19 protein-coding genes and 1 tRNA gene are annotated in these 19,504 nt (G+C 52.2%); 15 read left to right on the top strand and 5 right to left on the bottom strand.

Going from position 1 to position 19,504, the window contains the following annotated elements; all coding sequences use genetic code 11:
- Positions 1-88: 88 nt before the first annotated feature.
- The gene (gene rnhB, locus DBZ16_RS06290; protein WP_107813353.1) at positions 89-682 is read right to left on the bottom strand and encodes a ribonuclease HII; all 594 of its coding nucleotides are present in this window, start codon (positions 680-682) and stop codon (positions 89-91) included.
- Positions 683-933: 251 nt separating this feature from the next.
- On the opposite strand from rnhB, the gene DBZ16_RS06295 reads away from it, so the two are divergent.
- Together DBZ16_RS06295 and DBZ16_RS06300 are read left to right on the top strand one after the other, a co-directional pair.
- Positions 934-1,578: a hypothetical protein gene (locus DBZ16_RS06295; RefSeq protein WP_107813354.1), complete on the top strand. Its 645-nt coding sequence runs from the start codon at positions 934-936 to the stop codon at positions 1,576-1,578.
- A 64-nt stretch (positions 1,579-1,642) separates the two neighbouring features.
- On the top strand, positions 1,643-2,086 hold the full coding sequence (locus DBZ16_RS06300; RefSeq protein ID WP_107813476.1) for a pyridoxamine 5'-phosphate oxidase family protein: 444 nt from the start codon (positions 1,643-1,645) through the stop codon (positions 2,084-2,086).
- Positions 2,087-2,406: 320 nt separating this feature from the next.
- Here DBZ16_RS06300 and DBZ16_RS06305 read toward each other — a convergent pair whose 3' ends face one another.
- The 3 genes from DBZ16_RS06305 to DBZ16_RS06315 form a co-directional block, all read right to left on the bottom strand.
- Entirely contained in the window at positions 2,407-2,733 is a 327-nt protein-coding gene (locus DBZ16_RS06305; protein ID WP_107813355.1) for a rhodanese-like domain-containing protein, read from the bottom strand.
- A 99-nt stretch (positions 2,734-2,832) separates the two neighbouring features.
- Entirely contained in the window at positions 2,833-3,489 is a 657-nt protein-coding gene (locus DBZ16_RS06310) for a protein-L-isoaspartate O-methyltransferase family protein (RefSeq protein WP_107813356.1), read from the bottom strand.
- Positions 3,490-3,591: 102 nt separating this feature from the next.
- On the bottom strand, positions 3,592-4,095 hold the full coding sequence (locus DBZ16_RS06315; RefSeq protein WP_107813357.1) for a GAF domain-containing protein: 504 nt from the start codon (positions 4,093-4,095) through the stop codon (positions 3,592-3,594).
- A gap of 206 nt (positions 4,096-4,301) precedes the next feature.
- On the opposite strand from DBZ16_RS06315, the gene tpiA reads away from it, so the two are divergent.
- The 4 genes from tpiA to DBZ16_RS06335 all read left to right on the top strand — a co-directional run bounded on the left by tpiA (position 4,302) and on the right by DBZ16_RS06335 (position 6,848).
- Positions 4,302-5,075, top strand: coding sequence for a triose-phosphate isomerase (tpiA, locus tag DBZ16_RS06320; RefSeq protein ID WP_003742925.1), 774 nt, complete (start codon positions 4,302-4,304; stop codon positions 5,073-5,075).
- Between the two features lie 7 nt (positions 5,076-5,082).
- Positions 5,083-5,445, top strand: a complete 363-nt coding sequence (gene secG / locus DBZ16_RS06325; RefSeq protein WP_019270391.1) for a preprotein translocase subunit SecG — start codon at positions 5,083-5,085, stop codon at positions 5,443-5,445.
- A 14-nt stretch (positions 5,446-5,459) separates the two neighbouring features.
- Positions 5,460-5,545: transfer RNA gene (locus DBZ16_RS06330), tRNA-Leu, on the top strand.
- 739 nt (positions 5,546-6,284) lie between these two features.
- Positions 6,285-6,848 carry a hypothetical protein gene (locus DBZ16_RS06335; RefSeq protein WP_107813358.1) on the top strand — a complete coding sequence of 188 codons (564 nt, stop codon included), beginning with the start codon at positions 6,285-6,287 and terminating at the stop codon, positions 6,846-6,848.
- Between the two features lie 349 nt (positions 6,849-7,197).
- Here the strand turns inward: DBZ16_RS06335 and DBZ16_RS06340 are convergent, their stop codons facing one another.
- Positions 7,198-7,587 (bottom strand): hypothetical protein, encoded by a 390-nt coding sequence (locus tag DBZ16_RS06340; RefSeq protein ID WP_107813359.1) that lies wholly within the window; start codon positions 7,585-7,587, stop codon positions 7,198-7,200.
- A 545-nt stretch (positions 7,588-8,132) separates the two neighbouring features.
- Between DBZ16_RS06340 and DBZ16_RS06350 the strand changes: the two genes are divergently transcribed.
- The 9 genes from DBZ16_RS06350 (at position 8,133) to DBZ16_RS06410 (ending at position 19,223) form a co-directional block, all read left to right on the top strand.
- Positions 8,133-9,032, top strand: coding sequence for a YoaK family protein (locus DBZ16_RS06350; protein WP_107813360.1), 900 nt, complete (start codon positions 8,133-8,135; stop codon positions 9,030-9,032).
- Positions 9,033-9,338: 306 nt separating this feature from the next.
- Positions 9,339-10,019, top strand: coding sequence for an OmpA family protein (locus tag DBZ16_RS06355; RefSeq protein ID WP_107813361.1), 681 nt, complete (start codon positions 9,339-9,341; stop codon positions 10,017-10,019).
- Positions 10,020-10,535: 516 nt separating this feature from the next.
- Positions 10,536-12,740 (top strand): TonB-dependent hemoglobin/transferrin/lactoferrin family receptor, encoded by a 2,205-nt coding sequence (locus DBZ16_RS06370; protein ID WP_107813363.1) that lies wholly within the window; start codon positions 10,536-10,538, stop codon positions 12,738-12,740.
- 331 nt (positions 12,741-13,071) lie between these two features.
- On the top strand, positions 13,072-14,892 hold the full coding sequence (gene hutW / locus DBZ16_RS06380) for a heme anaerobic degradation radical SAM methyltransferase ChuW/HutW (RefSeq protein ID WP_107813364.1): 1,821 nt from the start codon (positions 13,072-13,074) through the stop codon (positions 14,890-14,892).
- A 1,083-nt stretch (positions 14,893-15,975) separates the two neighbouring features.
- The gene (locus DBZ16_RS06390; RefSeq protein ID WP_107813366.1) at positions 15,976-16,596 is read left to right on the top strand and encodes an NAD(P)H-binding protein; all 621 of its coding nucleotides are present in this window, start codon (positions 15,976-15,978) and stop codon (positions 16,594-16,596) included.
- A 173-nt stretch (positions 16,597-16,769) separates the two neighbouring features.
- Entirely contained in the window at positions 16,770-17,207 is a 438-nt protein-coding gene (rnhA, locus tag DBZ16_RS06395) for a ribonuclease HI (RefSeq protein ID WP_107813367.1), read from the top strand.
- Between the two features lie 10 nt (positions 17,208-17,217).
- Positions 17,218-17,532, top strand: coding sequence for a hypothetical protein (locus DBZ16_RS06400; protein ID WP_107813368.1), 315 nt, complete (start codon positions 17,218-17,220; stop codon positions 17,530-17,532).
- Positions 17,529-17,927, top strand: coding sequence for an HIT family protein (locus DBZ16_RS06405; protein WP_107813369.1), 399 nt, complete (start codon positions 17,529-17,531; stop codon positions 17,925-17,927). The genes DBZ16_RS06400 and DBZ16_RS06405 overlap by 4 nt, the downstream gene beginning before the upstream one ends.
- 102 nt (positions 17,928-18,029) lie before the next feature.
- Positions 18,030-19,223 carry an LD-carboxypeptidase gene (locus DBZ16_RS06410; protein WP_107813370.1) on the top strand — a complete coding sequence of 398 codons (1,194 nt, stop codon included), beginning with the start codon at positions 18,030-18,032 and terminating at the stop codon, positions 19,221-19,223.
- Positions 19,224-19,504: the final 281 nt, after the last annotated feature.

Consider the following 19,504-nt stretch of genomic DNA (forward strand, 5'->3'; position numbering starts at 1 on the left):
TAAACGCGAAGCATACACGGCTTTGTAACGGGGTGTAAAGAAAAGGTCGTCTGAAAGCGTTTCAGACGACCTTTAAGCCATTCTGCCCTCACTCAAACAACCTGCCCTGCGCCAGCAACGCCTTCACGGGCGAAAAATCGCGTCGGTGTTCGGGCAATACGCCGTATTGCTGCAATGCTTCGAGATGTTGCGCCGTTCCGTAGCCTTTGTGTTTGTCAAAACCGTATTGCGGATAACGTTCCGCCAACGCATACATCTCGGCATCGCGCGCGGTCTTCGCCAAAACGGAAGCCGCCGAAATTTCCATGATTTTGCTGTCGCCTTTGACCACCGCTTCGGCATCCACGCCAAGATCCTTCGGCACTCTGTTGCCATCGATAAACACCTTATAGGGTTTGATCGCCAACTCTTGTACGGCGCGGCTCATCGCCAACATCGTGGCGTGAAGGATATTCAGCTCGAAAATTTCTTGCGGATCGGCTTGAGCGACACACCATGCCAATGCCTGTTCTTTAATCATGACCGCCAACGCATCGCGTTTTTTCTCGCTGAGTTTTTTAGAGTCGGTCAAACCAGGCAAATGGTAAGACGGCGGCAGGATAACGGCGGCGGCAAACACGCTGCCGACCAAAGGTCCCCGCCCTGCCTCGTCAACGCCAGCAATCAGAAAAGTTTTTGTCATCGTGGTTTGAAAATAGAAAAATGGACATTATTTAAACCAATAAGGCAGCCGAAACGGAATACCTATCCCGCCAGCCGACCTATTGAACACAATAATCACCGCAGCCTGTTTAGGTTCGCGCCCACGATATCCCATGCAGCGTTTCCCAATGATAGACGACAGCGGAAAATTTTACCTTGTTTGAAATAAGTTGATTCGTTATAACTGGCTGCATAGTATAATCAAAACCTTTGCTATATACCGAAATAAAGATGAAACCGATTTTTTACCGACTGATTTTGGCTTTCGGGCTGGGAAGCGCCGCCTTCTCCGCACAAGCCAGCTATATCTGCAAAGTGGACGGCAACACGGTCTTTACCGAGAAAAAAATCGGTAACGATTGTACCGAATCCCATACGGACGGCACTGCAAACATCAGCCCTGAAGAGGCAGACAGGGTCGTACCTGAGCGTGTCAACCTGAAAGAAGCCCTCGGCGAAGCCGCGCCCGAGCCGGGCGACATCAAAGTCTTGCCGCGCACGAAGGGCGGCAGTGTAACCAATACGGCAGAAGCCGCCAATCCCCGTTTGGACATCAAATTGCGCAACGGCAAACTTGGCGAAGCGACTTCCGTCGGCGACCTGAAAGCAGCCAAAGCCCGCGCCGCCGAGTTGAACCGCAAAGCCAAAATCCTGCCCGCGCCCATCTTACCGGCATCCAAACCCAAGCCGCAGCTGACCCGCAAGCAAATCTTGGAAAACGAAGTCCGCAACGAGCAAGTGGCTTTGGTCAGAGCGCAGGCGCAATTGAATGTTGCCAAGAAAAAAGGCGATCAGGCAAAAATCAGCCGTCTGACCCAAGCCGTCAACGACCGTCAAGCCAATATCCGCGCCATTGAAGGCGAAATGAAACGCTAAACGGACAATGGTTCGGAAAGTTTTTAATCCAAGCTTTCCGAACCATTTTCAATTTAAATCCACCATGCAGTCCATCCCCGAAAACATCATCAAATTCCTACGCGCCAACCATGTGATCAGCATTGCGGCAGCCGCAGACGGCGAAATTTGGAGCGCCTGCTGCTTTTATGTACCCGATGAAGCGCAAGCAAGGCTGATTGTCCTGACTTCAGCACGTTCTAAACACGGCAGCCTGATGCTGAAAAATCCGAACATCGCTGGAACCATCGCAGGCCAGCCGGAAAATATCGCCAAAATCAGCGGCATACAGCTCACGGCGACCGCGCAACTGCTGACGGACGAAACCGATAAAAAAGCAGCGCTCGCCCTCTATTACAAAGCCCATCCGATTGCCCGCGCGATGAAAAGCGATGTTTGGTCGTTGCGTTTGGAGAATGTGAAATTTACAGACAACAAACTGGTTTTCGCCCAAAAAACCCTTTGGCAGCGCGAAGCTCAAAACGCCTGAATCATTGAAGTCTTGGCGATGGGTTTCATAAACCCAATGTCAAAAATAAAGGTTTTCAGACGACCCCTTTGTGCAAAAGGTCGTCTGAAAACAATGGAAACAAAAATCCTGAAATCGACAAACGGCTTTCAGGATTTTTTATAGTGGATTAACTTTAAACCAGTACGGCGTTGCCTCGCCTTGCCGTACTATCTGTACTGTCTGCGGCTTCGTTGCCTTGTCCTGATTTAAATTTAATCCACTATATATTCAGATAATCCGCACACAAAAAAAGCGGCAGCCATGCTCTACCGCCCTTCTCTATTTTGAAATTGGAAATCTCAATATCTCGCCATCACCCCATCCACCTGCAAAGCCCAAGCATCAATCCCGCCTTGCAGGTTAAACAGATTTTCAAAACCCGCATCCGCCAGATACATCGCCGTATGCAGGCTGCGGATGCCGTGGTGGCAGTAAACGACAATCGGTAAATCGTCGTCGGGCAGCTCGTTTTGGCGCAGTGGAATCAGGTTCATCGGGATATGGATGGCATCGGGCAGAGCGCAGACGGCGGTTTCCTCGTCAGTGCGCACGTCCAGCAGATGGAACGCGCGGCCTTCTTCCTGCCATTGTTGCAGTTGCAACGGAGTGAGTTGTGGAATTGTCATGATGCTGTGTGTGTGAAATGATGGAAACGATGAAAGGTCGTCTGAAAACGTTTCGCCATGTCCGGCTGGTTTTCAGACGACCTTTGAGTTCAAAAAAGATTAAAAATCGAAATCGCCGAAAGGACGGTTTTCTTTGTCGTCCAAATGCGCGACCAGCGTGTCGAACAGGACTGTTTCTTCAAATTGATCGCCCTTGCGCGTAATCAGCAGCGCACGTTGTACCGGCTGACGGCCGACGATGACTGCCATGCGGCCGCCGTCTTTCAACTGTTCTTTCAATACATCAGGCACGCGGTCCACCGCGCCGCCGACATAAACCGCATCAAAAGGCGCGCCCGCAGAAGGTTCAGTTAATCCGTTGTTTTGCACATAATCGATATTGTTCAGAGCCAAGCCGTCCAACACTGCTTTGGCGTGGTTTTGCTGCTCGGCATCAAGGTCGTCTGAAACCACTTTGCCCGCCAGTTTCGCCAAGAGCGCGGTCGCATAGCCCGAACCCGTGCCGATTTCCAAAACCGTATCGGTTTTGGTCAGCTTCAAACCCTGTGCCAACCGCGCCACGACTTTAGGCTCGAGCATCTTATGACCGTTGGCAAGCGGCAGCTCCATATCAGCATACGCCAAGCCCTGCAAAGACTCGTTCACGAAACGCTCGCGCGGAATCTCCTCCAAAGCGTCCAAAACGTCAAAATCCAATACATCCCACGGACGGATTTGCTGCTCGACCATGTTGAACCGCGCTTTTTCAAAATCCATTTTGTGCTCCGTTAAATAATTGTTTTATCCATGGCAGACATTATAAAACCACACTCCCGCCGCGCCAACTTCAGCGCGCGCCGCCTGCCTGTTTTTTCAGTCTCAAGCCGCCTGGCGCGAAGCCTTAAACTGCTTTTCCAAAATCTTCGCCAGTTCGCCCAAATACAAAGCATCCGTTTCATCAAACTGCGCCAAATGCTCGCTATCCACATCCAACACGCCAATACAGAGGTCGTCTGAAAACAGCGGAACCACGATTTCCGAACGCGACAACGACGAACAGGCAATATGGTCGGGATGCGCGTTGACATCCTTAACGACCATCGTCTCGCCCTTCGCCCAAGCCTGACCGCATACCCCGCGCCCGAACGGAATCCGCGTACACGCCAAAGGCCCCTGAAACGGCGCCAAAACCAATTCGTCCGCGCGCGTATCGACCAAATAAAAACCCACCCAAAACCAGCCGAACGCTTCCTTCAAAACCGCCGCCGTGTTCGCCAAATTCGCCACCCAATCCGTCTCATCCGCCACCACAGACTCAATCTGCGGCAACACCTCTCGATAAAGCGCAGCCTTGTCCGAAGCTGAAAAATGAAGCGCGTGCATAGCCATGTCCTATATATGTGTATATCAAGCGGTTATTATAAAACAGGTCGTCTGAAACAGCATTTCAGACGACCCCAAGCAGCCATCCCGTATCCAAACATTCCGCCCGTTTCAAGTTGCGAACCCGTCGCATATCCACTAAACTTCACGTTACATCACGCTACACGCAGCGTACAGCCAAAGAAACACAACACGGAGCAAAAAAGATGCATCACCAAATCGGAATGTGGGATCAAAAATGGGTCATCGGCAACTGGAAAATGAACGGCCGACTCCAAAACAACAACGCACTCATGCACCGCTTCCGCATCATGCCCACCGCCGAACGCGTCCTCATCGGCCTCGCCGCCCCGACCGTTTACCTGTTGCAACTGCACAACGCCATGCAGATTGTCCTCAACAACCGCATCCTCACCTGCGCCCAAGACGTCAGCCGCTTCCCCAACAACGGTGCTTACACAGGCGAAGTGTCCGCAGAAATGCTCGCCGACATCGGCACCGACATCGTCCTTATCGGACACTCCGAACGAAGCCTCTATTTCGGCGAAAAAAACGAAATCCAACGCCGCAAAATGGAAAACGTCCTCAACGTAGGTCTGATTCCCCTATTGTGTGTCGGCGAAAGCCTCGAAGAGCGCGAAGCCGGTAAAGAACACGAAGTCATCGCCCACCAACTCTCCGTATTGCAAGGGCTGGACACCAAAAACATCGCCGTCGCCTACGAGCCGGTATGGGCAATCGGCACCGGCAAAGTCGCCACCGTAGAACAAATTGCCGACATGCACGCATTCATCTACAAAGAAATCTTGTCTTTGTGCGGAAGCGATGTTAAAATCCGCGTTCTTTACGGCGGAAGTGTGAAAGCAGACAATGCAGCCGACATCTTCGCAGTACCTCATGTAGACGGCGCATTGGTTGGCGGCGCGTCATTATCATATGACTCATTTACCGCCATCATCAACGCAGCACAAGCCTCGTAGAAAACATATGGAAGCCTTTAAAACCCTTATCTGGATTATTAATATTATTTCCGCTTTGTCAGTGGTTGTGTTAGTATTGCTGCAACACGGCAAAGGCGCAGACGCAGGCGCGACCTTCGGGTCAGGCAGCGGCAGCGCGCAGGGCGTATTCGGTTCCGCAGGCAACGCAAACTTCCTGAGCCGCGCAACCGCCATCGCAGCGACTTTTTTCTTCGCGACCTGCATGGCAATGGTTTATATCCATACCCATACAAACAAACACGGCTTGGACTTCAGCAACGTACAACAAACCAAGCAGGCACCTAAGCCCGCCGCTCCTGCTGAAAACCAACCCGCACCTGCTGCACCCGCTCCTCAGCAGCAGAAATAACAGTTTTTTCAAATGCCGACATGGTGAAATTGGTAGACACGCTATCTTGAGGGGGTAGTGGCCGTAGGCTGTGCGAGTTCAAATCTCGCTGTCGGCACCAAAATAAGAAACCGCTTAGAATTAAAAATCTAAGCGGTTTCTCTTTTGTATCATCCGATGCATAGGATAGAAATTAAAAACCGCTTATTATTCCCTAGCCGATGTATCCCAAGTATTCCATCCAATACACCCCACATCGTAAACCAAGCTCAATAAAGGCAAGGCTTTCGGATTAACCCTTGCTATCCCAAAATTTCCTTTTTAACCATACAGCATCGCCTTATTGAATTTCGTTAAACCAATCCCTATCAGACAGGAAACTCAGGTGATTTATTGATATCTTTGAAGCAAAAAAGATTGGCTTTACACCAGCGCACAGCCTTACCCCATCCACTCAAATTTTAAAAGCACCATTTTCCAAGATACTGAAAAAAGCGAGAATTTCTTTCGTCCTAAACCGATTAATTCTTCCCTTTTCACTATCTTCAACTTTCATTACCCTCCCCAGATTCAAAGTTCGTCCATCATCATTTTCCTTACATCATTCCCTACCTTGCAGCACCAAACATGAATCCCCGCCCTTCAAAATCGGCATTTTGTTGATTCGTGATATATCTTTACTTAATTTCAATTAGCTTTGCGTAAATCAAATCCACTGTTTTCAAAAGAACAAATAGCGCTTTATTGATAATGAGTATCGTATTTTCATATATGGACGAGACAAGCCTTCTTTTCTCTGTTAAGGTAGGGCTTTCTGTCAGCCTATGCTGACCCCGATAGACTAAATCCGGAGTAAATTGATGAAATCCAATCTGAAATTAATCGTTCCCGCCGTTCTTATCGCTACCGCGCTGTCTGCATGCGGCAGCTCCGGCTCTAAATCTAAACCGGAAACTGCTCCGACTCCTACTGCGCAACAATCCGCTCCCGCGCCTGAAACGCCTAAAACCATGGAAGTCAATAATATTGAACGCACCAAGGAAGTGGCTTACAAATGCGGACCAAACGGTACTGATCCTTTGAATGTCATGTACGGCTTCCAAGGTGATGAGCCTGTGATTGCCCAAGTGAAATACCAAGGCCAGCTGACTCCGGGTCTTTCCCGTATTGTCGGTACCGGCAATGATGTCAATGGCTTCTGGGGTGAAGGCGTGGCATGGATTGCCAACCGCGCCAACTATGCCAACATCGACAAAGTGGACGGCAATATGCTGACTATCCGTCAACAAACTGTCGTTAACGGCAAAAACCAAGTCGTGGACAACATCATCACCAAGTCTTGCGTATTGGACCAAGCCGCTACTGCTCAATTGAACAAAGCACCTGCCAAACCTGTTAAAGGCAAAGGCAAAGCGAAGAAATAAAGACGTTGTATAAAACGAAAGGTCGTCTGAAAACTTGAAAACGGGTTTTCAGACGACCTTTTTATATTGCGGCGGATGGACTTTAAATCAGAACGAAGCAGCAAGGCGCAGACAAGACAGCTTTTCACGCCATTGGCTTTGAGCATTGAAAGTATCCTACGGCTTAATTTTCCTTATGAAATATAGTGGATTAACAAAAATCAGGACAAGGCGACGAAGCCGTAGACAGTACAAATAGTACGGAACCGATTCACTTGGTGCTTCAGTACCTTAGAGAATCGTTCTCTTTGAGCTAAGGCGAGGCAACGCCGTACTGGTTTAAAGTTAATCCACTATATCAAGCCGTTTTTTACCACCAGTAATAAGGACGGTAAAACGGGAATCCCCATTCGTCGTAATAGCGGTAATAGCGTGCTTCGCGCAATTGCTGTTGGGAAATATAATTTTGCCATGCCATCTTATAGCAGGCTTGGAACATGGGGTCGGACACTTTGTCGATGTATTTTAAACGGAAGGCTTTTTGTTCTGCACTGGGCGCGCCGACTTGTTCCGCCTGCTCGAACTGTTTGCGCATGAGTTTGGCGGTCTCCGGATCGCATTCGGCTGCCAGACTGACTTGAAGATCCTGTTCATAACGTCTTTGCGCTTGTTCGCGTGCGGCTTTTTGCTCGGGCGTGGTGGCACAGGCGGTCAGGGCTGCCACGATGCACAACATCAGAGATGCTCGAATGGGAGACATGATTTTTCCTTTTTATATCAAGGGATAGGGATAATGTACGCCTTTTGCGGCAAATTGTGAAGCCTGTCGTGCCGTCCATATCCAACCGACAAAGTCTAGCCAAAACAAACCGTACCACCTGGCAAGAGGTCGTCTGAAAAGTGAAGAGCCATTTTCAGACGACCTCGTATCTCGCCCTGCCTTTTTTAATGATTCTGAAACAATCGTGCTGCACTCATACTCTGGGTTTATGTGCGCCACACTCGGCGGATTTAAGGATCGGCCCGGAGAAGTGATTGTTGCAGCGGTTTCATAGTGAATTAAATTTAAATCAGGACAAGGCGACGAAGCCGCAGACAGTACAGATAGTACGGAACCGATTCACTTGGTGCTTCAGCACCTTAGAGAATCGTTCTCTTTGAGCTAAGGCGAGGCAACGCCGTACTGGTTTAAAGTTAATCCACTATAGTAATTTCGCCATATTCATTGAAGAAGCCCTTAGCGATACAATATCGCCCCATATCCAATCGAATCAAGGTCGTCTGAAAAATTGAAAAGGGATTGATATGACGGCAAATCATCACGAAGACACACCAAGCGGGCAACAGCACCCAACCAGCCGCCACAAGCGTCGGCACGAACGTCTGCATGCGCCGCCGTTTTGGCAGGCGGACAGGCCGTATCTGCACGAACACCATATTTCCGATGCGCGCTTCCGCAGGCTGGGCTATATCATGGCGATGTTGGCGGGTGCGATTAATGCGGGCGGTTTCTTTGCGTTTGCACGCTATACGTCACACGTTACCGGCTCGATGTCGCTGCTGGCGGACGCTGTTTATCTGCGTGAATGGATAACGGCGGCAGTGGCTTTAATCAGCGTGTTGTGTTTTGTGGTCGGTGCGGCGCATTCGGGCTGGGTCGTTTTGTGGACACAGCAGAAGCGGTTTCGCGGCAGCTTCGGTTTTTCCATGTGGCTGGAAGCGGTTTATCTGCTGATATTCGGTTTGTTCGGGCTGACGACTTCACAATGGAACATCGGGATGGGCAATATGGTTTTCCCGTCTTTAGCTCTGTTTTTATTGTGTTTCATCATGGGAATGCACAATACGGTGATGACGCTTTTATCAGGTGGCGCTATCCGTTCGACGCATATGACCGGCACGGCTACCGACTTGGGCATCGAGCTTTCGCGTGCGCTGTATTATTCGAAAAAATATCATCCGCGCCTGCCGCATGTGCATGTGAACAAGCCGAAGATGTGGCTGTTGAACGGTTTGATGTGGGCATTTCTACTGGGCGGCGTCGTGGGTGCTTGGGGCTACCACAAAATCGGACACCATTTCGCGCTGCCGGTATCGGCAATCTTGTTCATCTTGGGCGCGGGTTCTGTGGGCTATGATGTGAAAGTGCGCGTGAAATTTGCGCTGGCGGGATGGTATCGGCGGCATCGTGCGAAACAGCGTTAAGGAAAGTGTTGCCGCAGTAAATCCGTATGCCGCCATAGTCAAATTATCGGCTTTCAGTGAACCAAACCGCTTTTCTTTTACCCAATCAAATAGACAGTCCTGCATGATGACCCTATCCAACCCAATCCAATCTATTGTTTGGAATAAAAATACCTTATTCAAATTATCCATTGCGTTATCCCTGAAACGCGCGGGCAATTTTGGATGAACAGAGATTGGATTAAGGACAATATAAATCATGGCAGGAGCCATCTCTTCTTCCAACTGATTTTCAGACGACCCCTGCATCGTCGAAAGGACATCTTAATGAAACTCTTTAAATCCCTTACCGTTGCCGCATTGGCAATTCCTTTGGCTCTGACCGGCTGCGTGACCGACCCTGTAAGCGGACAACGCAACACCAGCAAAACCGCCATGTACGGCTTGGGCGGTGCGGCAGTGTGCGGCATCGTCGGCGCACTGACCCACGGCGGCAAAGGCGCGCGCAATTCCGCGTTGGCGTGTGGCGCGATTGGTGCGGGCGTAGGCGGCTACATGGACTATCAAGAGAAAAAACTGCGCGAAAACCTGAAAAACACCAACATCGAAGTGGAACGCCAAGGCAACCAAATCAAGCTGGTCATGCCTGAAAACGTTACCTTCGCCACAGGCAGCGCGGCATTGAGCGATCACGCGCGCAACGCTCTGGCGACCGCCTCCGAAACGCTGGTGCAATACCCCGACACGACTTTGACGATTAACGGTCATACCGACAACACCGGCAACGATGCCATCAACGAGCCGCTGTCCCGCAACCGTGCACTTGCCGTTGCCGACTACCTGCAATCGCGCGGCGTGAACGGCTCGCGCCTGACCACCGCAGGTTACGGTTCGCGTCATCCTATCGCGTCTAACGCGACAGTCGAAGGCCGCGCCCAAAACCGCCGCGTCGAGATTTTGATCAATCCTGACCAAAACGCCATCAAAGCGGCGCAACAGCAAATGTAAGCTATCCATCTGAAGATAAAGACAAAAGGTCGTCTGAAACCTGAAATACGGGTTTCAGACGACCTTTTTGTTCTTTAGCGGCGTCACATGGGCAAGGCATTCATCCTACTGCCCTTTTTGTATAGTGGATTAACTTTAAACCAGTACAGCGTTGCCTCGCCTTAGCTCAAAGAGAACGATTCTCTAAGGTGCTGAAGCACCAAGTGAATCGGTTCCGTACTATCTGTACTGTCTGCGGCTTCGTCGCCTTGTCCTGATTTAAATTTAATCCACTATATAAACAGAAATCCAGAAGCGATTCGGCTTGTTAATTTTTATCGAAAATTCAGCGTTATTGAGAAACGTTTTTCCCACTTTCTTCGGCATGACAGAAACCGAATATTTTTCATTTCCATCCCCTATTACCACACCGCCCGCCACGTTCCCCCATTCCCGATATTCGCCATAAAACTTGCGCATTCCTCAAAATTACAATATAAATAGAAACGATTATTATTTGATTTACAGGTACGCTTCATGAAACAAAAGGCAGTCGTTTGCGCTTTAAGCGCATTGTTTTCCCAACATTATTTGTATGCGGCGGACGTTCAGCCTGCCCAGCAAGTAGAGCTGGCGCCCGTGCTTGTTACCGCCGACCGCAACGCGCAAACGTTGGACAAAGCCGCGCCGAATGTGTCGGTTATCGGGCGTAAGACCTTAAACCAAGCGTCGGCGCAGAATTTGGACGACATGGTTTTGTACGAACCCGGCGTCAGTGTGCCGTCTGATAACAACCGCCGCGGCCATGCGGGCATCAATATCCGCGGCATAGACGGCAACCGCATCCTGATGATGGTGGACGGCGTGCGCATTCCCGAGTCCTACGCGGGCGGCGGTTCCAACGGCGCGATTTCGGGACGCGATATGGTCGAAAGCGACACGCTCAAGCAGGTCGATATTGTCAAAGGCCCTTATTCCGCGCTCTACGGCAGCGATGCACTCGGCGGCGTGGTGAACATGGTCACGCTCTCGCCGCGTGATTTTGTCGATGCGGACAACCGCGGGCATTTCGGTTTGAAACACGGCTACCGCAGCCGCGACCGCAGCCACAGCGTAACGGCGACAGCCGCCGGTTTCCATGAAAACGCCGAAGGCCTGCTGATGCTGACGCGCCGCCAAGGACACGAAACGAAAAACATGGGCGGCGACAAAAGCTACTCGACTTCGCGTACCGCCACCAATCCGCAGAAAAACAATGCCTACAATATTTTGGCGAAAGGCAGTATCGGCAACGAACGCCACCGTTTTGAAACCTTGTACGAACAGTATTACCACGCCAACGACACCGTGTTGGCAAACGGCTTGGGTTCGCAATCGCGCGGGCCGGTAACGGTGGCGACTTCGGAAAGCAACGCCCGCGACCGCATCCGCCGCCAACGCATTGAAGCGGGCTACCGCTACACCGACGAGGGTCGTCTGAAAGAAGCGAACCTGACCGCCTATCAGCAAAAACTGCGCACGGAAGACGATGCCGTCGATGTCAGCATTACCCGCATGGGCGCGCGCCAACTGGGCAACTCGACCCGCTATTCCGATTACGGTTTCGAACAAGTCATACGCGGTCTGACCGGACGCGGCGTATGGGAATTTGACGGCGCGGTCAAACAAACCGTCGTTGCCGGAGCCGAATACAAACATACGGAAACCGCCCGTCCGCGCGACAGCCTGACCGTGGACAACCTGACCGGCGCCGTCAGCAAAACCTATGCGGGCAGCACCTATCCGAACAAAACCTTCCCCGACAGCAAACGCAAAACCCTCAGCCTGTACGCACAAGACAGCCTGACCTTCGGCAACGGCATCGTCCTGACCCCTGCCCTGCGTTACGAGAAAGACAAACTGAATACCGAAACCGACCAAGCCTATCTCAACGCCAACCCCGACGGCACGGCAACCCGCTTCAACGATTCCGCGCTCACGCCCAGCCTGCGCCTGAGTGTTCCGATGGGCGAGCAGTTCACCGGTTTTGCCACTTATTCACAAGGCTTCCGCACGCCGCCGTTTGACAGCGCGACCATGGCGTTTGCCAACACGACCTACGGCTATGCCGTCATCCCGAATGCGAATCTCAAATCCGAACGCTCCAACAGCTTCGAATTGGGCATGAAGTTCAAAAACGAACGCGCCCGCGCGCAAGTTACCGCGTTCTACAACCGTTACCGAAACTTCATCGACCGCACCGAAGTCGGCACTGCCTCCATAGGCGGCCGCCCGATTATCCAGTACCAATATCAAAATCTGGATAGGGTCAAAACCTACGGTGCCGAAGCCTCCGCCGCCTACAAATTCCTGCCGGGCTGGCAAGTCTCCGGCAGCATCGCGTGGATGCGCGGCAAGCAGCAAGACGGCACGCCGCTGGATTCCGCCTACCCGCTCAACGGCGTTTTGGGCGTGGACTACGCGCAAGAAAAATGGGGCGTCGATACCAAACTGCGCTGGTCGAAAAAACACAGCCGCGTCAGCAGCGACAGCGTTTTCCAAACGCCGGGATACGGCGTATGGGATGTCGGCGCGTGGTACAAGCCGTCTAAAAACGTCGAAATCGGCGCGAACATTTACAACATCGGCAACAAAAAATACTGGCAACACGCAGACGTCGCCGGCATGAGCCGCTCAAGCGTGATGGATTTGTACACCGAAACCGGACGCAATTTCGCCGCCCGCGTGCAGCTTAAGTTTTAACATGAACCCAAGAGGTCGTCTGAAAACAAGCCATGAGTTGAATGCTTCATTACTAAGGCTAAAGATTTTTCAGACGACCTCAAGCCATCCCGCACAATACCGAACTCAAAATTTATAGTGGATTAACTTTAAACCAGTACGGCGTTGCCTCGCCTTGCCGTACTATCTGTACTGTCTGCGGCTTCGTCGCCTTGTCCTGATTTAAATTTAATCCACTATAGTCAGTTACCGATATTTTTCATGTTCTGTTTCCCCACGTCATCGCCCTTGACACTATCGATTGCTAGTGATTTAATTTTCAAATCTGATTAATAATCATTTTTAATCAACTATGGAACAGCAGATTGTTTGGACACCGCGCCAATCCGCGCCCAAAGCCTTTCCCGAACGGCAGGCGTTGATGCCGATATGGGGCGGCATACCGATTCCTCGTCCGCAATGGCAAAATATTTGGCGGCAGAAGCTCCCCCATGCCGCCGATTCCGACGCGCTCGCCTATCTGCACATTCCCTTCTGCGCCAACCACTGCGTGTTCTGCGGCTTCTACCGCAACGCGTGGAAAGAGAGTTACAGCAGCGTTTACACCGACAAAATCATCGAAGAAATGGCGGCGGAATCCGAAATCCGCCAAGGCAACGGTAAAATCCGCGCCGTCTATTTCGGCGGCGGCACGCCCACTGCGCTGCAAACCCCGGACCTCGCCAGACTCATCCGCGCCTGTTACCAATACCTGCCGATTGCTGACGACTGCGAGTTCACCATCGAAGGCCGCATGAGCCATTTCGACATCGAAAAAGCCCAAGCCTGCATCGAAGCGGGCGCCAACCGCATTTCCATCGGCGTGCAAACCTTCGACACCGCCATCCGCCGCCGCCTCGGTCGCAAACACGGCGGCGACGAAGCCTTTGCCTATCTGGAAAAACTATGTGAAATCAATGCCGTCATCGTTGTCGATTTGATGTTCGGCCTGCCCAACCAAACCGACGCCGTTTGGCAAAACGACCTCGAACGCGCCACCGCCCTGCCTTTGTCCGGACTCGACACCTACGCCTTCAACCTCTATCCCATGCTGCCTATCAACCGCATGGTGGAGAAAGGCGCATTTCCCGCCCCGCCCGGTTTCGACGTTCAGGCAGACCAATACGCCTACGCCGTCGAAACGCTGGCGCAAAAAGGCTGGAACCAAGTCAGCAACAGCCATTTCGCCTATCCCGGCCGCGGCGAACGCAATCGCTACAACACCTTGGTCAAATCCAATATCCCCTGCTGGGCGTTCGGCTCCGGCGCAGGCGGCAACCTCGGCGGCTTCAGCTATCAGGTGCAGGGCGATTTGGACAGCTACCTCGCCACCCCGAAAGGCGAAAAAAACATCGCCTTCATGAGCGGTCACAGCCCGAACAAAACCCTGCTCGGACAAGTGCAGCACGACATGGAAACAGGTCGTCTGAATCCCTCGCTGTTTGATGGCAACGCCGCCGCGCAGAAACTGATTGCCCAATGGCAGGCAATGCAACTCTTTGAAGAAAAAGGTTCAGACGGCCTCATCCGCCTGAACACCAGCGGCCGCTACTGGTCGCCCACCCTTATCCGTAAACTCATGCTCACCCTTCCGACCCAAGAAAAGGATCAAACCATGCAAAAACTTTCATCCGAACAACAAATCATGTTGCGCCAATCATTGGAAAAAAATCCCGGCCAAGTGCTCGAAATGCTCGCCGCGCAAAACCAATGCAGCTTTGAAGACGTCATCCGCTGCCTGCCCGAAAACTGCATCCGCCAAACCGAAGGCAGCCGCATCGTCGAAATCCTCCAAGCCGTCGCCGCTTGGGACGAAGCCGTCACCTTCATCGCCCACACCCCCGACGCCATCGTTGAAGTTACCGGCAAACTGCCCGGCGGCAAAGTCGGCCGCGGCTTCTACAATTTCGACCATCCCGAAACCGACGGCGGCGTACACGGTCATATCTATTACGAAAACTGCGCCGCCATCTACCTTTTAGAACGCCCGTTTATGGGCAAAGATACCTGCTCACTCAACTTCATCAACCGCAACGGTGGCGCCATGTTCAAAATCTTCGTCGGCCGCGACGAAGCAGGCGAACTCAAACAACACCAAATCGAAGCCATGAGAAAACTGTTCGAGGCAGCTTAAACAGGTTTCAGACGACCTTTGCCCGAAACCGATAGAAATTGCCGCATTCCTGCACAAACGAAACCATCTTTCGGCATCGTAAATAGCCGATGAAATTCGACAGGCTGCCTGCAAGATTGGCGTTTGCTCCAAAGTAAGCTTGCGCTTACCGCCCTCTCCCTAACCCTCTCCCACGGGGAGAGGGGATAGATTTGCTGACAAATTCCAAGTGGCAGAGAATCCAAAAATGGTTGAATTTCAGTATCCTCAATTCCCTCTCCCCGTGGGAGAGGGTTAGGGAGAGGGCAAAGCACGAACAGGCAAGTCAATTCCGCGGGCAAAACCCACGCTACGACTGCCCCCATTTTTGGCTTCTCTGCCACTTGGAGTTTCCCTGTCAACCCATCCCCTCTCCCCGTGGGAGAGGGCTAGGGAGAGGGCAAAGCACGAACAGGCAAGTCAATTCCGCGGGCCAAGCCCATGCTACGGCAGTTGTCATAAAACCCGCTTTGCCTGTTTTTCAGACGACCTCCCCCGCCGCAAAAGAAAACTGAAAAGAAGTAGCGTGGGCTATGCCCACGACAGCACAACATCAAACACAAAAAGGTCGTCTAAAAGAGCAGTATCAATGAAGTTAAAACGAATACAGCGAGTTTCGTTAAAAACAAATACAGATTTCAGACGACCGTTGGAGCAAAATCGCGGGCATAGCCTACGCTACAACTGAACCATTTTTGGCTTCTCTGCCACTTTTAGCTTCCCTGTCAACCCATCCCCTCTCCCAGTGGGAGAGGGCAAAGAACGAACCGTGCAGAGTACGCTTTGGGATTTCAGTTTCACAATAGTCGGAACGTATAGTGGATTAAATTTAAATCAGGACAAGGCGACGAAGCCGCAGACAGTACAGATAGTATGGAACCGATTCACTTGGTGCTTCAGCACCTTAGAGAATCGTTCTCTTTGAGCTAAGGCGAGGCAACGCCGTACTGGTTTAAAGTTAATCCACTATAGTGTGGGCTATGCCCACGACCGCACAACATCAAACACAACAAGTCGTCTGAAAATCAACCAGCCTACCCCAAACCATCCAACAAAGGAGACCCCATGCAACTCATCTTCGGTGCCAACGGCTCGTCCGGCCGCGCGTTCATCAGCACACTCACCCATCCCGCCGACACCGTTGCCGTATTAAGAAAGCCGCCTGAAGATTCGTTCTTCAGCGAACACCGCATTCAGACGACCGTAGCCGACGCGCTCGATGCCGACGCGCTCGACAAAGTGTTCGCACAATACCGCCCCGACAGCGTCATCAGCTTCGTCGGCGGCAAAAACGAACAAGGCATACGCAGCGACGCATTGGGCAACATCAACATCATCGCCGCCGTCCAAGCCGCCAACCCGCAAGCCCGTTTCATCCTGATTACCAGCATGGGCTGCGGCGAACAATGGGACATGATGAGCGAACCCTTCAAACAAGCCCTCGGCGAAGCCGTCCGCGCCAAAACCGAAGCCGAAATCTACCTCAAACAAAGCAGTTTGAACTGGACCATCCTCCGCCCCTGCGGATTGGACAACAGCGAAGACAACCGCCACATCCTAACCGACCACCCCGACGGCATCCCTAAAAATTACATGAGCCGAAACGGACTTGCTACCGCCGTCGCCACCGTCCTGCAAGACCCCGACAGCATCGGTAAGGTTTACACCGTCGGCGCAGGCAGTTAACACCGCGCCCATAGTCAAGCAGGTCGTCTGAAACGGTTTCAGACGACCTGCTTCCTATTATCGACAATCAGCGCGGCATCCATTCATCCACTTAAAAAACCATTCCCAAACCCCGCTTTCAGACGACCTCCCGCCTTGTGTTATGATAATGGCTCTTCACACAAAGGTATTTTATGGACAAACCCGTCTATCTCTACACCGACGGCGCATGCAAAGGCAATCCCGGTGCCGGCGGCTGGGGCGTGTTCATGCGTTACGGCGCACATGAAAAAGAACTGTTCGGCGGCGAAGCGGAAACCACCAACAACCGCATGGAGCTGACCGCCGTCATCGAAGGCCTGAAATCCCTAAAACGCCGCTGCCAAGTCATCATCTGCACCGACTCGCAATACGTCAAAAACGGCATGGAAAGCTGGATACACGGTTGGAAAAAAAACGGCTGGAAAACCGCCGCCAAAAAACCGGTTAAAAACGACGATTTATGGAAAGAGCTGGATAGTTTGGTTCAACAACACGAAGTCCACTGGACTTGGGTAAAAGGCCATGCCGGACACCCTGAAAACGAAAAAGCCGACGAGCTCGCCAACCGAGGCGCGGCAAAATTTTTATAACATTTCATCCATGACTGCACTCAAACATCTCAAACCATTCTTTTGGATTGCCATCATTGCATTGATTTGTGTGACGCCCATAGCATTTATGTTTGCCTATTCGCCCTTTCATGATGTCAATGATTTTTTTCGCTTTGGCTTGTGTGATCACGTTAAGAGTGCCGAAGAATGTGCCGACTTAATCACACCCTCCTATTTATTTTGGTGGTTTATACCTGAACCGTGGCTTTTCGCATTCATATCTCTGAGTGCCATTTACCTCGTTCTAAAAATCCTGATTGAAATCATCCGATTCCTATTCAGACTCAGAAAGAAAAACCCATGACCTGCCCCATCTGCACCGCAGACAACGAAGACATTTTACTGCAAACCCCAAACCTGCGCGTTATCGCCGTCCACAACGAAGCCGCAGCCCCGGCATTCTGCCGCGTCATCTGGAACAACCACATCGCCGAGATGACCGACCTTTCAGCCGCCGAACGTGCCGAAATCATGGAAATGGTGTATAAAGTCGAAGCCGCCATGCGCCAAGTGTTCCGCCCCGCCAAAATCAACCTTGCCAGCCTGGGCAACGTTGTCCCCCATCTGCATTGGCACGTCATCGCCCGCTTTGAAAACGATGCCAACTTTCCCGCCCCGATTTGGGCAGCCCCCGTCCGCGAACACGGCATGACCCTGCCGGACAACTGGACGGAACAAGTCAAAGCCCTACTGGCGTAACGTTCAGACGACCTCAATAGGCGTATCGGATACCGCATATCAACAGATTTTCAGACGACCCCTGCCGAAAAGGTCGTCTGAAACCCAACCAAAGGAAACCATATGACCTGGCAAACCTCCCGCCGCCATTTCCTCCGCGCCTGCTCCGCCGCAGCCGGAGCCGGACTGCTGCAAGCCTGCGGCACCGGCACTACCGTCACCCCATCCACTCAAACCGGCAACACAGCGAAAGCCCAACCCGTGCAGCCCAAAACCAACCATCCCCCACGTTCCGGCGACAACCTCCTCCGCGTCGTCGCTCCTTCCGGCTTTGCCGAAGACCCCAACCGCGTCAACGCAGGCTTGACCCGCCTCTATAACGCAGGTTTTACCGTGACCAACCAACAAGCAGGCAGCCGACGCTATCAACGCTTCGCCGGCTCCGACGCCCAACGTGCCGCCGACTTCCAAGAGGTCGCCACCGGCCGCGTTGAAACACCCAAAGTCCTCATGGGTTTGCGCGGCGGCTATGGCGCGGCACGCATCCTGCCGCAAATCGACTTCGCCTCACTCGGCGCCAGAATGCGCGAACGCGGCACTTTGTTCTTCGGCTTCAGCGACGTTTGCGCCGTCCAACTCGCCCTGCTCGCCAAAGGCAATATGACAAGTTTCGCCGGCCCTATGGTTTACAGCGAATTCGGCAAACCCGAACCCAGTGTCTTCACCATGGATTCGTTCATCCGCGGCACCACCAACAACGTCAACATTATCGACGTTCCCGCCATCCAACGCGCCAACGTCAACGTCGAAGGCACTTTGTGGGGCGGCAACCTCAGCGTCCTAGCCTCCCTCGCAGGCTCGCCCTATATGCCCGACATCCAAGGCGGCATCCTGTTCGTCGAAGACGTCAGCGAACAACCCTACCGCATCGAACGCATGTTGAACACGCTTTATCTTGCAGGCATCCTGCAAAAACAACGCGCCATCATCTTCGGCGACTTCCGCATGGGCACCATCCGCGATGTGTACGACTCAAGCTACGACTTCTCCGCCGTCGTCAACCACGTCTCACGCACCGCCAAAGTCCCCGTTCTGACAGGCTTCCCCTTCGGACACATTACCAATAAAAGCACCTTCCCCTTGGGTGCACATGCCAAAATCCGCAGCACCGCCAACGGCGGCTACTCCGTAACCTTCAGCGGCTACCCCACCCTGAACCCCGCCGCCCTAACCCTCAACAACCTGCTGCCCCCACCCATGCCGACGTTCAACGGCTCTACCTACCGCAGCACGACAACCGAAGAAGTCATCGAATAAACAAGATGTCCATTCAAACAAAGGTCGTCTGAAAATCCGAATCCGGTTTTCAGACGACCTTTTTCTATCCGACAAACTTCAAGCCAGAATTGAATGAGCGACACACCACAATCTGCCGCAATCTTGCGCTATCAGGTTGTTTATAGTGGATTAACTTTAAACCAGGACAAGGCGACGAAGCCGCAGACAGTACAGATAGTACGGAACCGATTCACTTGGTGCTTCAGAACCTTAGAGAATCGTTCTCTTTGAGCTAAGGCGAGGCAACGCCGTACTGGTTT

It is taken from the genome of Neisseria sicca (assembly GCF_003044565.1).
Taxonomy (GTDB): Bacteria; Pseudomonadota; Gammaproteobacteria; order Burkholderiales; family Neisseriaceae; genus Neisseria; species Neisseria sicca_A.

Excerpts from the sequence above, each read along its gene's own strand:
- rnhB (WP_107813353.1), bottom strand. The coding sequence starts at position 682 with ATGACAAAAACTTTTCTGATTGCTGGCGTTGACGAGGCAGGGCGGGGA.
- DBZ16_RS06295 (WP_107813354.1), top strand. The coding sequence starts at position 934 with ATGAAACCGATTTTTTACCGACTGATTTTGGCTTTCGGGCTGGGAAGC.
- DBZ16_RS06300 (WP_107813476.1), top strand. The coding sequence starts at position 1,643 with ATGCAGTCCATCCCCGAAAACATCATCAAATTCCTACGCGCCAACCAT.
- DBZ16_RS06305 (WP_107813355.1), bottom strand. The coding sequence starts at position 2,733 with ATGACAATTCCACAACTCACTCCGTTGCAACTGCAACAATGGCAGGAA.
- DBZ16_RS06310 (WP_107813356.1), bottom strand. The coding sequence starts at position 3,489 with ATGGATTTTGAAAAAGCGCGGTTCAACATGGTCGAGCAGCAAATCCGT.
- DBZ16_RS06315 (WP_107813357.1), bottom strand. The coding sequence starts at position 4,095 with ATGCACGCGCTTCATTTTTCAGCTTCGGACAAGGCTGCGCTTTATCGA.
- tpiA (WP_003742925.1), top strand. The coding sequence starts at position 4,302 with ATGCATCACCAAATCGGAATGTGGGATCAAAAATGGGTCATCGGCAAC.
- secG (WP_019270391.1), top strand. The coding sequence starts at position 5,083 with ATGGAAGCCTTTAAAACCCTTATCTGGATTATTAATATTATTTCCGCT.
- DBZ16_RS06335 (WP_107813358.1), top strand. The coding sequence starts at position 6,285 with ATGAAATCCAATCTGAAATTAATCGTTCCCGCCGTTCTTATCGCTACC.
- DBZ16_RS06340 (WP_107813359.1), bottom strand. The coding sequence starts at position 7,587 with ATGTCTCCCATTCGAGCATCTCTGATGTTGTGCATCGTGGCAGCCCTG.
- DBZ16_RS06350 (WP_107813360.1), top strand. The coding sequence starts at position 8,133 with ATGACGGCAAATCATCACGAAGACACACCAAGCGGGCAACAGCACCCA.
- DBZ16_RS06355 (WP_107813361.1), top strand. The coding sequence starts at position 9,339 with ATGAAACTCTTTAAATCCCTTACCGTTGCCGCATTGGCAATTCCTTTG.
- DBZ16_RS06370 (WP_107813363.1), top strand. The coding sequence starts at position 10,536 with ATGAAACAAAAGGCAGTCGTTTGCGCTTTAAGCGCATTGTTTTCCCAA.
- hutW (WP_107813364.1), top strand. The coding sequence starts at position 13,072 with ATGGAACAGCAGATTGTTTGGACACCGCGCCAATCCGCGCCCAAAGCC.
- DBZ16_RS06390 (WP_107813366.1), top strand. The coding sequence starts at position 15,976 with ATGCAACTCATCTTCGGTGCCAACGGCTCGTCCGGCCGCGCGTTCATC.
- rnhA (WP_107813367.1), top strand. The coding sequence starts at position 16,770 with ATGGACAAACCCGTCTATCTCTACACCGACGGCGCATGCAAAGGCAAT.
- DBZ16_RS06400 (WP_107813368.1), top strand. The coding sequence starts at position 17,218 with ATGACTGCACTCAAACATCTCAAACCATTCTTTTGGATTGCCATCATT.
- DBZ16_RS06405 (WP_107813369.1), top strand. The coding sequence starts at position 17,529 with ATGACCTGCCCCATCTGCACCGCAGACAACGAAGACATTTTACTGCAA.
- DBZ16_RS06410 (WP_107813370.1), top strand. The coding sequence starts at position 18,030 with ATGACCTGGCAAACCTCCCGCCGCCATTTCCTCCGCGCCTGCTCCGCC.